Origin of the sequence: Nonomuraea aurantiaca, assembly GCF_020215705.1 — a bacterium.
GTDB classification, from domain to species: Bacteria; Actinomycetota; Actinomycetes; order Streptosporangiales; family Streptosporangiaceae; genus Nonomuraea; species Nonomuraea aurantiaca.
The window spans coordinates 123,710-138,814 of the sequence record NZ_JAIWNB010000021.1; the positions used below are offsets into that span (position 1 = coordinate 123,710).

Genomic DNA, 15,105 nt, shown 5'->3' on the forward strand with positions numbered 1-15,105 from the left:
GGTCTAGTCGGCGAGCCAGTCGAGGATGCGCAGCGGATCGGGCAGCGGACGGCCGTCCGGCGGGCGCAGCCAGGAGACGGGCTGCCCGGTGGGCAGCGTGGAGGGCGGGGCCAGGACGTAACTGTCGCGGCAGTGCCAGCGCAGGCCCGGATTGTCCTCGATGGTGCCGGGCTCGCAGTCGAGCTGGCAGGACCACCACTCGTCCTCGTCGTCGGGATTGCCGCGCGTGGCCACATAGAACAGAACCCGGTCGCCGTTGGCGGCGACCGGGCCCGAGTGCGCCGAGGCGCCGTCGATCCGGGTGAGGGCCGACAGGCCCGTGTCGAGCGGTACGTCGAAGACGTCGAACACACGGCCGGTGGGCAGAATCACATTGGCGTCGGGGTCCATCCGCCACCAGCGGGTGAGCTGGGTGGCGTCCGTCGTGGCCTGCAGGTGCCAAGCGGGAGACAGCGGATGCGCGCCCGGATCGGGACAGCCGAGCCGGTCACAGGAGCAGGAGCGGGCGCCCTGACGCAGCGGATGGGCACCCGGCACGCTCGGCCAGCCGAGAGCGGCATAGCCCAGGACGGAGTCGATCCGTGTCGGGCGCGGCCGTTTCTTGGTACGCCGAGCGAGTGGTACCCCCACCATGGTGTCTCCCGTCGATCCAAGTGCCTGAAGAGGCCCCGGCTCCTGGCTGCAAAGCACACGCGGGACACACCAGCACTTGTTATCGCACTCTAACGCACACGGCTCAGTGATCAACGGCAAACCCCCTGGTTCACAGGCGGCGCGCCACCTCGGTGGCCCAGTACGTCAGGATCAGGTCGGCGCCCGCGCGCTTGATCGAGACCAGCGATTCCATGATCATCCGGTCGCGGTCGATCCAGCCGTTGGCCGCGGCGGCCTCGATCATCGCGTACTCGCCGCTCACCTGGTAGGCCGCCACCGGCACGTCGACCTCGTCGCGGAAGCGGCTGATGACGTCCAGATAGGCCATCGCGGGCTTGACCATGACGGCGTCGGCGCCCTCGGCGAGGTCGAGGCGTACCTCGCGCATCGCGTCCCCCAGCGGCCCGGCCGGGTCCTGCTGGTGGGTGCTGCGGTCGCCGAACTGCGGCGCGCACTCGGCGGCGTCGCGGAAGGGGCCGAAGAGGGCTGAGGCGTACTTGGCGGTGTAGGCGAGGATCGGCAGGTCAGCGAAGCCGTCGGCGTCGAGCGCCGCCCTGATGGCCCCGACCTGGCCGTCCATCATGCCGCTCGGCGCGATCATCTGGGATCCGGCCCTGGCCTGGGCGACCGCGATCGACGCGTAGCGCTCCAGCGTCGCGTCGTTGTCGACGTCGCCGGACGGGGTCAGCACGCCGCAGTGGCCGTGGTCGGTGAACTCGTCGAGGCAGGTGTCGGCCATGACCACCACCGCGTCGCCCACCTCGGCGCTCACGTCGCGCAGTGCGACCTGCAGGATGCCCTCGGGGTCGTCGGCCGCCGAGCCCCGAGCGTCCTTGACGGCGGGGATGCCGAACAGGATCACCCCGGACACCCCGGCGTCGGCGGCCTCGTGGGCGGCCTTGCGCAGCGAGTCGCGGGTGTGCTGGAACACGCCGGGCATCGAGGCGACCGGCTGCGGCTGGTCGATGCCCTCCTTGACGAACAGCGGCAGGATCAGGTCCGCGGGGTGCAGCCTGGTGCCCGCCACCATGCGCCGGATCGCGGGGCTGCGGCGGAGCCTGCGCGGCCGGGCGACCGGGTAGTCAGCACTCATTTGGCTCTCCTTCTGGCGCCTCTGCGGTTCTGCGACGGCCGGCGTGGGCTGTCGCCGGCGGCGAGGGCCGCCTGGCGTTGCTTCGCGCCGTACGCGGCCAGCGCGGCGGCCAGGGCGGACGCCGAGGGCCGGTCGGCCATGACGTCGACGCGCAGCCCGAACTCCTCGGCGGTCTTCGCGGTCTGCGGCCCGATCACCGCGATCACGGTGACGTTGTGCGGCTTGCCGGCGATGCCCACGAGGTTGCGCACGGTCGAGGAGGAGGTGAAGAGCACCGCGTCGAACCCGCCGCCCTTGATCGCCTCGCGGATCGGGGCGGGGGGCGGTGCGGCTCGTACGGTGCGGTAGGCCGTGACGTCGTCGCACTCCCAGCCTAGCTCTGTCAGGCCGGCCACGAGGGTATCTGTGGAAATGTCGGCCCGCGGCAGGAGCACCCGGTTGATCGGGTCGAGCATCGAGTCGTACGGCGGCCACTCGGCCACCAGGCCCTCCGACGACTGCTCGCCCGAGGGCAGCAGGTCGGGCTTGACGCCGAACTCGACCAGCGCCCGCGCGGTGGCGTCGCCCACGGCGGCCACCTTCAGCCCGGCGAAGGCGCGGGCGTCGAGGCCGTACTCCTCGAACTTCTCGCGCACCGCCTTGACCGCGTTGGAGCTGGTGAAGGCCACCCACTCGTAGCGCCCGGTGACCAGGCCCTTGATCGCGCGGTCCATCTGCTGCGGCGTGCGCGGCGGCTCGACGGAGATGGTCGGCACCTCTTCCGGCACGGCGCCGTAGGAGGTGAGCTGCTCGGACAGCCTCTCGGACTGCTCCTTGGTACGTGGCACCAGCACCCGCCAGCCGAACAGCGGCTTGGTCTCGAACCACGACAGCTTGTCGCGCTGCCCGACCGCGTCACCGACGACGATCAGCGCGGGCTCGGTGAAGCCCGCGTGCTTGATGTCGGCCTGCAGCCTGGCCAGCGTCGAGACGACGGTGTACTGCTCGGTCGTGGTGCCGCCGCTGCTGACCGCCACGGGCGTGCTGTCGGACTTGCCACCGGCCACCAGCGCCTTGCCGATCGCGACGGCCCCGGCGAGGCCGTTGTAGATGACCAGCGTGCCCTGGCAGGCGGCGTGGGCGGCCCAGTCCTGCTCGTGCGCGGCGTCGACGATCCGGAACTCCGGCACGTCGGCCGCCGGCGGGATGCCCGCGTAGGTGAGCACCGCGGTCGCGGGCGGCACGCCGGGCACGATCTCGAAGTCCACCTCCGCCGCGGCGCAGGCCGCGACCTCCTCCTCGATCGAACGGGCGATCGAGGAGAACAGCATCGGGTCGCCCTCGCACAGGCGTACGACGAACTGCCCAGCCTTGGCGCGCTTGACGAGGTCGCCGGACGCGATCTCCACGCCTTCGCGGCAGTGGCGCAGGTATGAGCCGAACAGCTCCTCGTCGAGGGCGACCGCGTCGGCCTTGGCGAGCAGTTCGGCGCCGCGGAGCGTGAGGAGGTTCGGATCGCCGGGGCCCGCGCCCACGAACGCGAGGAAACCGGAGGTTGGACTATCGGAGCTCAACGGGATTGCTCCCCCATCAATCTGTCGGCCCCTTCGGAGATCATCTCGGCCGCGAGGAGCTGGCCGAGTTTCACAGACTCGGAAGGAGAGCCGGCGGCGGACTTGCGCACCGCCTGCTGGCCGTCGAGAGAGACGACCATGGCGGTGAGGTTCAGGGTCTGCCCGTCATCGACGGCGAAGGCACCCACGGGGGATGAGCAGCCGGCCTCGAGGGCGGACAGGACAGTGCGCTCGGCCGTCACCGCGGAGCGCGTCCGCGGGTCGTCGAGCACACCGAGGAAGGAGATCAGGTCGGCGCGGTCGGAGAGGCACTCCACGGCCAGGGCGCCCTGCCCGGGGGCGGGCAGCAGCTCCTCGATCTCGAAGATCTGCGCGATCTCGGTGTCCCTGCGGATCCTGGTCAGGCCCGCCGAGGCGAGCACGACCGCGTCTACCTCGCCGGCGGCGATCTTGCCGATCCGGGTGTCGGCGTTGCCGCGGATCGGGACGTACTCGAGATCGGGGCGCAGCGCCCTGAGCATGGCGATCCGGCGCAGCGAGCCGGTGCCGACCCTGGCCCCGGTGGGCAGGTCGGCGAACTTCGCCGGGCCGACCAGCGCGTCGCGGTGATCGTGCCGGGCCAGGATGGCGGCCAGCGTCACCCGCGGGTCCGGCTTGGTCGGCAGGTCTTTCAGCGAATGGACGGCGAAGTCGATCTCGCCCTCGATCAGCTTGTCACGCAGCGCGCTGACCCACACGCCCGTGCCACCCAGCTGCGCCACCTGAGCCTTGGTCACGTCACCGAACGTGGTGACGCCGACCAGCTCGATCGCGCGGCCGGTCAGGTCGGTGTAGGAGTCGGCGACCATCTGCGACTGCGTGGTCGCCATCAGGCTGCGCCGGGTGCCCAAGCGCAGTGTCACAACTCCACCTCCCTCACGGCTTCGGGCATCTTCGGATCCAGGTCGAACAACTCGCGCAGCGCTTCGGCATAATGATCGCCTCCCGGGCTGGTGGCGAGCTGTTTGACACGCACAGTGGGCTCGTGGAGCAGCTTGTCGACGACCCGCTGCACAGTCTGCGCCACCTCGTCCCTGGCCTTGCCGTCGAGCTGGGGCATGCGCATCAGGAGCCGGCCCAGCTCGGCCTCGACCACGGTCGCCGCCTTGCTGCGCAGCGCCACCACGGTCGGAGTGACCTTGGCGGCCCGCTCGGCGCTGAGGAAGGCGGCCAGCTCCTCGGCGACGAGCCTGCGCACCGAGTCGACGGTGTCGCCCTCCCTTGAGCCTATGCCCGATTCCTGGATGGTCTCCAGGTCGACCAGCGTGACGCCCGGCACCTCGCGCACGGCAGGGTCGATGTCGTGCGGCAGCGCCAGGTCCAGCAGGAACGCGCCTGAGGGAACGATGTCGGGGGTGATGACGTGCCGGCCGCCGCCCGTGCAGGAGATGACGATGTCGGCCGCCGCGAGCTCTCGGGGAACCGCGGCGAACTCCACCGCCCTGCCACCTACGGACGCCGCCAGGCGTACGCCGCGTTCGAAGGTGCGGTTGGCCACCACGATGTCGGTCACGCCGGCGCGGGCCAGCGTGGTGGCGGCCAGCGAGCTCATCGAGCCCGCGCCGACCACCAGCGCCCGGCGCCCGGCGAGGTCGCCGGCCAGCGCCAGTCCGGCGGTGACGAGGGAGGCGCCCGCCTTGTCGATGTCGGTGTCGGCGTGGGCGCGCTTGCCGACCCGCAGCGCCTGCTGCACCAGCTCGTTGAGGGTGGCGCCGATCGTGCCCTGCTTCTGCGCCAGCGTGAGCGCCCGGCGAACCTGGCCGAGGATCTGCCCTTCGCCCACGACCATCGAGTCAAGGCCACAGGCCATCGCGAACAGGTGCTCGACGGCCTGGTCTTCGTAGTGGACGTAGAGGTGCGGCTGCAGCTCTTCCACGGGGACGCCCGAGTGGACGCCCAGCAGGCGGCTGATCGCGGTGACGGCGCCGTGGAAACGGTCGACGGCCGCGTAGATCTCTACTCTGTTGCACGTCGAGACCACCATGGCCTCCGCGACGCACACGTCCTGCTGCACGTCGTGCAGGAGCTTGACGAGCGCCTCGCCTGACACGGATACGCGCTCGAGCATGGCCACCGGAGCTGTCCGGTGGCTGAGTCCGATGGTGAGAAGACTCATTGACTGTCCACGGCCATAAGTGGCCCCCCTGCTTTGCGCTGCTCATGGAACGCAAGGATCTGCAGTTCTATTGATAGGTCGACTTTACGGACATCCACGCCATCTGGTACAGAAAGCACCACGGGCGCGAAGTTCAGGATGCTGGTGACCCCGGCCGCCACCACACGATCGCAGACTTCCTGCGCCGCTACCGCGGGTGTCGCCAGAACCACGATCGAGACTCCACGCCGTTCGATGACGGCTTCCAGGACGTCTATGTGCTCAACATTCAACCCCGCTATATCGTCGCCCACGACTTCGGGGTCGGCGTCGAGAAGCCCGGCCACACGGAAGCCCCTGGAGACGAAACCACCGTAATTGGCCAGTGCCCGGCCCAGATTACCCACTCCGACGATGGCCACGGCCCAGTCCTGGGTCAGGCCCAGCTCGCGGGAGATCTGGTAGACGAGGTATTCGACGTCGTAGCCGACGCCTCGCGTGCCGTACGAGCCGAGATGGGACAGGTCCTTGCGGAGCTTCGCGGAGTTGACTCCCGCGGCCATGGCCAGGTCCTCGGAGCTGACGGTCGCGACACCGCGTTCGGCCATCCCGTTCAACGCCCGCAGGTACAACGGGAGCCGGGCGACCGTTGCCTCGGGGATCCCGCGGTCACGGGACTGGGACGGGCTCTTCACGTGCCGGAGCTCCAGGGGACGAGCGGCCTGCCGGCCGCGTGAATGAAATCGAACCGCCTTTCAGGTTAATCCCTTTGTGAAGCGATGCACAAAGTCGGCACGATACGGTTGGGTGCATGCACCGCATCACGCTGCTCGGCAGGCCGGGCTGCCACCTCTGCGACGACGCGCGCGAGGTCGTCTCCCGCGTGGCGGGAGACCTGGGTGTGCCGTGGGAGGAGGTCGACATCGACTCCTCCGAGGAGTTGCGGGAGAAATACTGGGAGATGATCCCGGTCACTCTGGTCGACGGAGTCCAGCACGACTTCTGGCGGGTCTCCGAAGACCGGCTGCGCGCCGCGCTGAGTGCCTAGCATGCCTTGAGCAGCTAGAACGTTGAGTGACTAGAACATCGCGGTCGGGAGCGGCACGACCTTGGCGGCGTTGACGTTCAGCTCGATGATGTTGGTGGCCAGCACCATGGCCTGGCGCTCGTTGACGAACCGCTCGACGTGCGGCTGGCGCTGGTGGTCGCGGTAGGCCACCTCGTCGCGGTAGAGCTCGTAGACGATGCGCTGCAGCGGGGCCGACTTGACCGCGTGGCAGGCGTAGATGAGCGTGTCGGGCTCGCCCCGGCGGACGGCCTCGACGGTGAGCTCCGCCAGGCGGTCGAACGCCTCGCCCGAGCCGTCCATGAGGGTGAAGACGGTCAGCATGCCGTAGATGCTCGGTGAGGGCCTGCTGGAGGCCGCCTGCTGCTGTGGCTGGGCCTGCGGGACCGGCGTCCGCGCGGGCTGGGCCTGCGGAGGCTGGCCCTGAGGAGGCTGCTGGGCCGCGCGGGAACCGGTGGAGAACAACTCGCCCCCCGGGTAGCCCGCGCCCGTGGCGGGCATCCCGAAGTCCTGGGGACCGGTCTGCGGCCCGGCGCCGTGCCCGCCGTTCATGATGTAACCGGTCGAGGGGCCCTGGTCGGGCGGCGGCGCCATCCGGGCGGCGTAGTCGACCGGCTGGTCGCCCGCCCGGTATTCGGCCACCAGATCGCCCAGGCCGGACCTGCGGGGCTGGCCTGGAGGCGGCTGCTGCTGTTGCTGGGGCGGCCCCTGCATCGGCATGTCGGCGAGCGGCTGGGGGAAGGGCCCCGACCGAGGGAAGGAGTCCGACGGGAGGAACGGCTCCGAGTGGGGGAAGGAGTCCGGCTGGGGGAAGGGGTCCCGATCCCGCATGGCCCGGCGGCCGTGGGAGGACCGCTCGGCCGACCGCTCGCCGGACCGCTCGCCGCGCTGGCCCTCGAACTCGTCGTCCTCGTCGTCGTCCTCGTACGGCGCCAGGGGGCGGAGCACGGCGTACCAGATGCCCGCGGCGGCCACCACGAACAGCGCGGTGGCGAAGACGCCCGGCACCGCGAACCTCATCGCCCCGATGATCGCGATGCCCGAAGGCGCGATGACCATGACCGCGTGCAGGTTGTCGGTGTCGAGCTCGTCACCGTTGCGCCAGCGCAGCGCCGCGATCACCACGGCCGCCAGCATGATCAGCCCGGCGATGGAGTGTGCGCCGATCAGCAGGTAGCGGGGGATGACGTCCCAGTGGCCCTCGGCCGCGGGGAGCACCTTGCCCATCTCGCTGCCTCCGCTCACCGGGTCGAAGATGAGCACCACCACGGCGACGACGGTGAACGCGATCCCGAACAGCCAGGCGACGAATTTCGGCGGCACCTTCTCCGACAGGAGTTGAATCAGTCCGATGGCCAGCCAGAAGGGCGCGAGGAGGGATCCGGTCAGTTGGTAGACCTTGAAGGTGACGTCCCCGAACCCCATCAGGTAGCCGACGCCGATCGCACCGAGCGCCAGGCAGAGCGCGACGGCTGAAACGGTCCAGGCGATCAACCACCCCTCGACCTCATCGCGCAGGCGCCGGACCAGGGCGACTGCGCCGATCGCGGCGAGGAGGGCACCGACAAAGGCTAGGACAGCAACGAGGATCTCCATGGTGACTCCAATGCTGCCGGACTATGCCTCCCAGCCGGTAGCCGAAGAGGGAACGGGTCGGTCCACACGGTATCGGCCGATTACGGCTAGCAATGCCTTCGCGAAGCGGATTGTGGAATTTCCGGTTGATTTCTAGAGTGTTCGAGCACGCCGCACCCCTTACCCCTAGGGATACCGGATGCCTGACTCGTGGCCGTTCGCCGGGCTGCTCCCACCAGCGGTCGCTGGTCCCGCCCGGACGAGCGAGCTTGCCGTGCGCGAAGAGATTCCCGATGACCTCCGCATGCTGGTACTGCATGCCAAGACCGGAGACTCGGATGCCTTTGGCACGCTCTATGACCGATACGTGGATCTTGTCTATCGCTATATCTACTTCCGCGTGGGCTCGCATCCGCTGGCCGAGGATCTCACCAGCGAGACCTTCCTCCGTGCGCTTCGCCGGATCACCGACTTCACTTGGCAGGGCCGTGACTTCGGCGCCTGGCTGGTGACCATCGCCCGGAACCTGGTCACCGACCACTTCAAGTCCGGCCGCTATCGCCTGGAGATCCCGACCGGAGAGGTGATCGACGTCCCGCTCGACGGCCCGCACATCCCGGAGAACGCCGTCGTCACGGCCATCATCAACGACCGGGTGCTCCGCGCCGTCCAAGATCTGAACCCCGAGCAGCAGGAATGCGTGGTCCTGCGGTTCCTGCACGGCCTGTCGCTCGCCGAGACCGCGTTGATCATGGGGAAGAAGAGTGGAGCGATCAAAGCCCTGCAGTTCCGAGCGATCCGGGCCCTGGCCAGGGCTCTCAAGCACGACCTGGCGTAACCTCCACCAGCGACGTGTCGTTAGGCAGGTGTCACGATCGGATCTTTTCGCGGGGGCGTCGAGGAGCTGTCATGGGTAGGGCGCGCAGATCGCGCGAGCGCGTGCTCGATCACCTCACAGAGCTGCGACGGCTCCCGCTGGGCGGGGGTCCGGCCGCCGCCTTCCGCGAACGTCTCCGCGCCGAGCTCCTGTCCGCACAGCCCCTCCCCGAGTCCGTACGGCCGGCCCGCCGCTCCCGTCGCCGTCCGGGGCGGCTCTCCTGGCTCTCCCAGGTCGCCACGTTCGGCCTGGCGGCGGCCATGATGCTGTCGGCGTTCGCCACCTACCACGCGCTGCCCGGCGACACGCTCTACCCGCTCAAGCGCGCCGCGGAGAGCACGCTGGTCCGGCTCAGCACCGACGACGTACAGCGGGCCGAGCGCGAGCTGGTCTCGGCCAAGACCCGGGCGGCCGAGGTCGCCCAGCTGCTCGGCTCGTCCGGCGACGGGCCGCTGGTCACCAAGACGCTCAAGGAGATGGAGGAGTCGACCCGGTCCGGCATCAGGCGGCTGGAGCGGGCCGAGCCGCGCTCACCGAAGATCAACCGGTTCGCGCGCGACCAGAAGAACATGGTCGAGCCGATGCTCGAACGGCTGGACGGGGACCAACAAGACAAGGCGACAGGCTACCTCGACTACATAGACGGGCTTGTGGCCCCGCGCTAGTTGACCTGCTCTCCGCTCTAAAAGGACGGAGGTTCCCGTGCCGCTTACGCGGCAGCTCATGCCGCTTGCGCGGCTCGTGCTGTGGAACGGGGTGCTTGACGCTTCCCGGACCCGGATGGGTCTCCACGCCCTGGAACGACCAGCCCGGCCGCCCGATATCTGGCCAACGTGTTCTTCGCCCCGACGATGTCGGCGTGCTCGGTGTGCCCGCAGGCGGTGCAGGAGAAGACCGCTTGGCTCTCGCGGCTCTTCTCATCCACCTTCCCACAGGCAGGTGCCGGGGTATCGGCCCACCTGGCCGGAGTCGGGCTTGGGCCGCACGCTGGTGGTCATACCGTCGATGTTGAGGTTCTCCAGGACCACGATGGCGTAGCGGTGGGTGAGGCGGTGCGCGGTCTGGGCGTTGAAATCCGCGCGACGCCACCGGACGCGGCGCATCATATCGCCCATCGCCGCGACGACACGTTCACGCTGCCGGGAGCCCTTCTTCGACCGGGCAAGCCGCCGCTGGAGCCGCAGATAGCGTTCCGCCTCGCCCGGAGTGAGGAACCCCAGATCGGGCTGCCTGTCCTGTTTGCGCTCAGGGGGTGGCACCAGGCTGGACAAGCTGCCGGTTCCGGCGTGGCGGCGATCGAAGAACTCCCCGTCGGAGGTGACCGCAGCCGTGACCACACCCCGGTCTACCCCGGCCCGCCGGTCGGGATGGAGGTGGTGTTCAACTTGAGCCAGGCCGTCCTCCACCAGGAACGAGATGAACCACCGCCTGCCATCACGAGAGACGGTCGCGGACTTCACCGCCCCGCCCAGCGGGCGCGACATCCGGAACCTCACCCACCCGAATTTCGGCAGGAACACCCGGCCCCACCCGCCCTTGATCCGCTCGACGGAGATGTGTTTCGCGGTGGGGAACCGAAACGACGGCTTCCACTTCGTCCGCGACTTCCAACGCACCTTCCAGGTGCCGTGCTGTCGGCACGCCTGGTCCAGGTCCTTCAGCGTCTGCTGGATGACCTGGGCGGGGGCGTCGGCGAGCCAGTCGCAGTAGGGGTCCTTCTTCGCCTCGGCGAGTTGTGCGCACTGCTCCTCGTAGCTGAGGTAGGCGCCTCGCCGCCGGTATTCGCGGCGCTGTTCGAGGCCGGTGTTCCACACGCTGCGGCAGATCCCGCCCAGCCGCTCGGCGAACATCTGTTGCCCGAAGTCGAACTCCAGCCGGTACCTGCGACCCGCCAACACGAGGGAGCACCCCCTTGCCTGTGCGAAACTCACCTGCCATCGACTCGAACACACTATCATCCGGTCTATGAGTCAGGAAGTGGAATATCGGCGAGGTAGACATATGTTTTCCGCGATGCACGTCCATCTGGTCTTCGTGACCAAACAGCGGCGAGGCGTGTTCAACGACGAGATGCTGCGACGCTGCGAGGACATCATGATCGAGGTGTGCGACAGCTTCGAGGCCGAACTACGCGAGTTCAACGGCGAAGACGACCACGTCCACCTCCTCGTCCACTACCCCCCGAAGATGGCGGTCTCCAAACTCGTCAACTCGCTGAAGGGCGTCTCATCCCTTTACCTGCGCAAGGAGTTCCCGGGCCGGGTCGACCAGGCCATCATGCACGGCCCCTTCTGGTCGCCCTCCTACTTCGCCGCCTCCTGCGGCGGAGCCCCACTCACCATCATCAAGGCCTATATCGAACAACAGCGCCGCCCCACCTGACCGCTTCTGAGTCGGCGTACGCACCCCGGGGCTGGCCCGCCTCAGGCGGGCCATCTGACAGGACCGCATTCATCCCCGGCCCCGAACTGAAGGCCGAGGCTTTCAGCGGACCTTCGGTAAGCTGAGGCGCATGTGGCGGCTAATGCGACGACGGCGCGAGGTGGAGGCGGAGATCGCCGGCGAGGCCGCAGCGGCGGCCGCGGTGACGGTGACCCCTACGGAGCCCGACCAGGAGGCGGCCGCCTTCTTCGACGTCGACAACACGATGATGCGCGGCGCCTCCATCTACCACTTCGCCAGGGGCCTGGCGACGCGCGGCCTGTTCACCACCTCCGACCTGTTCAAGTTCGCCGTCGGCCAGGCGGTCTTCCGGCTGCGCGGCAACGAGAACCCCGAGCACATCGCGGTGGCCCGCGAGACCGCGCTGGCGTTCGTCGCGGGCGCGAAGGTCGACGACGTGATCCGGCTGGGCGAGGAGATCTACGACGAGGTCATGTCCGACCGCATCTGGGGCGGCACCCGGGCGCTCGCGCAGAGCCACCTCGACCGCGGCCAGCGGGTCTGGCTGGTCACGGCCACACCGGTCGAGCTGGCCAGGGTCATCGCCCAGCGCCTCGGCCTGACCGGCGCGCTCGGCACCGTGGCCGAGACCACCGACGGCATCTACACCGGGCGGCTGGTCGGCGACCTGCTGCACGGCCCGGCCAAGGCCGAGGCGGTGCGGGCACTGGCCCGCAGAGAGGGCCTCGACCTCAGCCGGTGCACCGCCTACAGTGACTCGGCCAACGACCTGCCCATGCTGTCGCTGGTCGGCCAGCCGGTGGCCATCAACCCGGACAGCGAGCTGCGCGAGCACGCCAAGAAGCACGACTGGCCGATCAAGGACTTCCGCACCGGCAGAAAGGCGACACTGACCGCCCTGCCGATCGCCGCGGGCGTCGGCGCGGTGGCCGGCGGCATCGCCGCCGGCATCGCCCTCCGCAGGCACTACCGCTCAACGCAGTAGCCGCCCGGCCCTCCCCCGCTCTCCCGGGGGGAATCCCTCCCTCATTAGGGCCCCAGCCACAACGGACCGGCTGCTTCCTCTCCCCCGGAGGGGGTATCTCCCTAAGGACCTCAGCCCACCACGCACCGTCACACGGATCGAGACGTCATGTGGACGGCCCCCCAGGGGGAACTACCGCAGCCCGGCGAAGAGCCGCTCCGCCGCCGGTTGCGCCCACACGATCCGGTTCGGGTCATCCGGATCGGGCCGCCAGGGGACCGTGACGAAGGTCATCTTGCTCTTCTCCAGCGTGCCGGCGATACCGAGCATGGTGTCGAGGTCGAACTCCGGGTCGGTCTTGATCGACTTGCTGGCCGTGGTGAGGAAGTCCCGCAAGGCCGCCGGATCCTTAAGCCGCTGCTTGGCCTTCTTCAGCATCGACATCATGAGCCCCTGCTGGCGCTTGATGCGCTGGATGTCCGACCCGTCGCCGTAGTAGCGCAGCCGGAGGTAGCCCAGCGCCTGCTTGCCATTGAGCACCTGCTTGCCCGCCGGGAGCTTCAGCTTCGCCTTCTTGTCGTCCACCGCCCTCGGCACCGTGACCTCGACCCCGCCGAGGGCGTCGACGATGGCCTCCACTCCGGAGAACCCGACCTCCATCATGTGGTCGACGCGCACCTTGGTCAGCGTCTCGACCGTCTTCACCGAACAGGCGAGACCGCCGGCGTGGAACGCCGAGTTGATCATGTCTTTCCTGGCCGGCCGGGACCCGCAGGCGGGGATCTGCACCATCGAATCCCTGGGGAAGGAGACGATCGTGACCTTCGTCCGGTCGGCCGGCAGATGCAGCAGCAGGAGGGTGTCGGAGCGGGCTCCCCCGTTGAACTTGCTCAAACCCTCCCGGTTGTCGCTGCCGACCAGGAGCACGTTCAGCACGCCGCTCGCATTGGCCGGACGGACCCCCGCCGGCGGAGGAACGGTCTGGCGGCCGGCCAGCATCAGCGTGGGCACGGCGACCGTGGCCACCGTCGCCATCGTGGCCACCGCGACGAGGCCGGTCAGCAGCCACGTCAGCCGCCTGCGCCGCGGTCTGGCCTGGAGCAGGCGCTGCCGCTGGCGGACCAGGGTCGCCGGAGGCTGGTGTTCGAGCTCCCTGCCGAGGTCGCGGAGCATCCTCAGGTCGTCCATCGTCACTCCTCCTCAAGCATCGGGTTGGTGTCGCCGAGCGCCGCGCGTACCTTCCGCCTGCCCCTGTTGAGGCGGGAGCGTACGGTGCCGATCGGGATGCCGAGCGCCTGCGCGACCTCGTCGTACGTCAGATCGCCCCACGCGATCAGCAGGAGTACGTCGCGGTCCTTGGCGGGCAGGGCGGCCAGCGCGCTGGCCAGCTCGGGGCGCGACGCCTGCGCGGTCACCCCGGCGGCCACACGGTCGGCCGGGGACTCCACGTCGGCGTCGACAGGGGCGCGCTGAAGGGCGCGGTAGCGGGCCGCCTCGGTGCGGTAGTGCCGGGAGACGAGCTTGGTCAGGATGCCGAAGAGCCACGGCCTGGCGTCCGGATAGCCCAGGTCGTAGCTCTTCCTGCGGGAGAAGGCGACCAGGAACGTCTCGCCGACGATGTCTTCGGCCGGCTCGGGGCCCAGCCGTTTGGAGACGTACCTGTAGAGCATGGCGGAGTAGCGGTCGAAGAGCTCGGCGAACACTTCAGGATCGGTCAACGAAGCGTTCACGAGGTCGGCGTCCGCACCCCTGGTGGCGGGTTGCGTGATCATCTCCGCCCTTCTGCGGGGGGAAGTCGGTCAGGGATGTATCACCACAACCCGCCGATCAGGTTCACAGCGGTCCGCGTTCAGCGGGCCGCTGCAAGCTGCGGAGTTTGCGCTTACAGCGGTCCGCGTTCAGCGGGCCGCTGCAAGCTGCGGAGTTTGCGCTTACAGCGGTCCGCGTCAAGCGGGCCACTGCAAGCCGCTTACACCTCCTTGACGCAGCCTCCGTCGATCACCAGATCGGCGCCCGCCGTACTGCCGGAGCGGGGCGAGACCAGGAGCGCGATCGCGTCGGCGACCTCCTGCGGGGTGACCAGGCGGCCGGTCGTCAGCTTCATCATCTCCGGGGCCACCTTGGTGATCACATTGTCCCTGTCAGAGCCGACCATGCCCGCGAAGACGTCCGCCGCGCCGCCCTCGTCGGTCCACCAAGGGGTGAGAACCGGCCCGGGAGAGACGGTGTTGACCCGGATGCCCTGCGGCCCGTACTCCTCGTCGACCGCCTTACTGACGAAGGTGAGGGCCGACTTGGCCGCGCCGTAGTCCATGTTCACCATCGAAGGCTGCCGGGCGCTGACGGAGGAGACGTTGACGATCGCGCCGCCGCCACCCTCCAGCATCACCGGTACGGCGGAGCGGATCATCCGGATGGCCGAGAACAGGTTGAACTCGAACATCGACCGCCAGGTGGCGTCGTCCGAGGTCATGAATCCGGCGTGCGGCAGCGTCACGCCGGGCGGCGGGCCACCGGCGTTGTTGACCAGGATGTCCAGCCGCCCGAACGCCTCGACCGCGTGGGCGACCACCTCGGCGGGCGCCTGGGGGTCCATCAGGTCGACCGGCACGTGCACCGCCTGGTCGGGCAGCTCGGGGGTGCGGGTCCTGGAGGCCGCGACGACGTGGGCGCCCTCCTCGATCAGGGTCTTGGTCACGGCCAGGCCGATGCCCTTGGACGCCCCGGTGACGATGGCGACGCGGCCGTTGAGTTGCAGATCCATGGTTTTCCTTCGCTTCCGGTGT

The 15,105-nt window shown here is 69.2% G+C and carries 17 protein-coding genes; 5 read left to right on the plus strand and 12 right to left on the minus strand.

Going from position 1 to position 15,105, the window contains the following annotated elements:
- Window positions 1–3 precede the first annotated feature (3 nt).
- From LDL49_RS38440 to LDL49_RS38465, 6 genes are all read right to left on the minus strand, one after another.
- Complete coding sequence (locus LDL49_RS38440; RefSeq protein ID WP_225298954.1) at window positions 4–633, minus strand: bifunctional DNA primase/polymerase; 630 nt, start codon at window positions 631–633, stop codon at window positions 4–6.
- A gap of 130 nt (window positions 634–763) precedes the next feature.
- Entirely contained in the window at window positions 764–1,747 is a 984-nt protein-coding gene (gene hemB, locus LDL49_RS38445) for a porphobilinogen synthase (RefSeq protein ID WP_225298956.1), read from the minus strand.
- On the minus strand, window positions 1,744–3,300 hold the full coding sequence (locus LDL49_RS38450) for a bifunctional uroporphyrinogen-III C-methyltransferase/uroporphyrinogen-III synthase (RefSeq protein ID WP_225298958.1): 1,557 nt from the start codon (window positions 3,298–3,300) through the stop codon (window positions 1,744–1,746). Before LDL49_RS38450 ends, hemB begins: the two co-directional genes overlap by 4 nt.
- Window positions 3,297–4,202: a hydroxymethylbilane synthase gene (gene hemC, locus LDL49_RS38455; protein WP_225298960.1), complete on the minus strand. Its 906-nt coding sequence runs from the start codon at window positions 4,200–4,202 to the stop codon at window positions 3,297–3,299. The genes LDL49_RS38450 and hemC overlap by 4 nt, the downstream gene beginning before the upstream one ends.
- Window positions 4,199–5,455 (minus strand): glutamyl-tRNA reductase, encoded by a 1,257-nt coding sequence (locus tag LDL49_RS38460; protein WP_225298962.1) that lies wholly within the window; start codon window positions 5,453–5,455, stop codon window positions 4,199–4,201. Before LDL49_RS38460 ends, hemC begins: the two co-directional genes overlap by 4 nt.
- Complete coding sequence (locus LDL49_RS38465) at window positions 5,452–6,129, minus strand: redox-sensing transcriptional repressor Rex (RefSeq protein WP_225298963.1); 678 nt, start codon at window positions 6,127–6,129, stop codon at window positions 5,452–5,454. The genes LDL49_RS38460 and LDL49_RS38465 overlap by 4 nt, the downstream gene beginning before the upstream one ends.
- Window positions 6,130–6,245: 116 nt before the next feature.
- Here LDL49_RS38465 and LDL49_RS38470 point away from each other — a divergent pair, with 116 nt between their 5' ends.
- Window positions 6,246–6,482 (plus strand): glutaredoxin family protein, encoded by a 237-nt coding sequence (locus LDL49_RS38470; protein ID WP_225298965.1) that lies wholly within the window; start codon window positions 6,246–6,248, stop codon window positions 6,480–6,482.
- 30 nt (window positions 6,483–6,512) lie between these two features.
- Here the strand turns inward: LDL49_RS38470 and LDL49_RS38475 are convergent, their stop codons facing one another.
- Window positions 6,513–8,096: an antibiotic biosynthesis monooxygenase gene (locus LDL49_RS38475; RefSeq protein WP_225298967.1), complete on the minus strand. Its 1,584-nt coding sequence runs from the start codon at window positions 8,094–8,096 to the stop codon at window positions 6,513–6,515.
- Window positions 8,097–8,274: 178 nt separating this feature from the next.
- Between LDL49_RS38475 and LDL49_RS38480 the strand changes: the two genes are divergently transcribed.
- A complete protein-coding gene (locus tag LDL49_RS38480) occupies window positions 8,275–8,913 on the plus strand; it encodes a sigma-70 family RNA polymerase sigma factor (RefSeq protein ID WP_225298968.1) in 639 nt (212 codons plus the stop codon).
- 71 nt (window positions 8,914–8,984) lie between these two features.
- Window positions 8,985–9,617, plus strand: coding sequence for a DUF5667 domain-containing protein (locus LDL49_RS38485; RefSeq protein ID WP_225298970.1), 633 nt, complete (start codon window positions 8,985–8,987; stop codon window positions 9,615–9,617).
- Window positions 9,618–9,673: 56 nt separating this feature from the next.
- Here the strand turns inward: LDL49_RS38485 and LDL49_RS38490 are convergent, their stop codons facing one another.
- Window positions 9,674–9,877 carry a zinc ribbon domain-containing protein gene (locus tag LDL49_RS38490; protein ID WP_225298972.1) on the minus strand — a complete coding sequence of 68 codons (204 nt, stop codon included), beginning with the start codon at window positions 9,875–9,877 and terminating at the stop codon, window positions 9,674–9,676.
- Window positions 9,870–10,847, minus strand: a complete 978-nt coding sequence (locus tag LDL49_RS38495) for an RNA-guided endonuclease InsQ/TnpB family protein (protein ID WP_225298974.1) — start codon at window positions 10,845–10,847, stop codon at window positions 9,870–9,872. The genes LDL49_RS38490 and LDL49_RS38495 overlap by 8 nt, the downstream gene beginning before the upstream one ends.
- A 70-nt stretch (window positions 10,848–10,917) precedes the next feature.
- On the opposite strand from LDL49_RS38495, the gene tnpA reads away from it, so the two are divergent.
- Both tnpA and LDL49_RS38505 read left to right on the plus strand, forming a co-directional pair.
- A complete protein-coding gene (tnpA, locus tag LDL49_RS38500) occupies window positions 10,918–11,334 on the plus strand; it encodes an IS200/IS605 family transposase (protein WP_225298976.1) in 417 nt (138 codons plus the stop codon).
- 130 nt (window positions 11,335–11,464) lie between these two features.
- On the plus strand, window positions 11,465–12,340 hold the full coding sequence (locus LDL49_RS38505; RefSeq protein WP_225298979.1) for an HAD family hydrolase: 876 nt from the start codon (window positions 11,465–11,467) through the stop codon (window positions 12,338–12,340).
- Between the two features lie 171 nt (window positions 12,341–12,511).
- Here the strand turns inward: LDL49_RS38505 and LDL49_RS38510 are convergent, their stop codons facing one another.
- From LDL49_RS38510 to LDL49_RS38520, 3 genes are all read right to left on the minus strand, one after another.
- Window positions 12,512–13,507, minus strand: a complete 996-nt coding sequence (locus LDL49_RS38510; RefSeq protein WP_225298981.1) for an LCP family protein — start codon at window positions 13,505–13,507, stop codon at window positions 12,512–12,514.
- A 2-nt stretch (window positions 13,508–13,509) separates the two neighbouring features.
- A complete protein-coding gene (locus LDL49_RS38515) occupies window positions 13,510–14,091 on the minus strand; it encodes an RNA polymerase sigma factor (protein ID WP_225298983.1) in 582 nt (193 codons plus the stop codon).
- A 197-nt stretch (window positions 14,092–14,288) separates the two neighbouring features.
- Window positions 14,289–15,083 carry an SDR family NAD(P)-dependent oxidoreductase gene (locus LDL49_RS38520; RefSeq protein ID WP_225298985.1) on the minus strand — a complete coding sequence of 265 codons (795 nt, stop codon included), beginning with the start codon at window positions 15,081–15,083 and terminating at the stop codon, window positions 14,289–14,291.
- Between the last annotated feature and the right edge of the window lie 22 nt (window positions 15,084–15,105).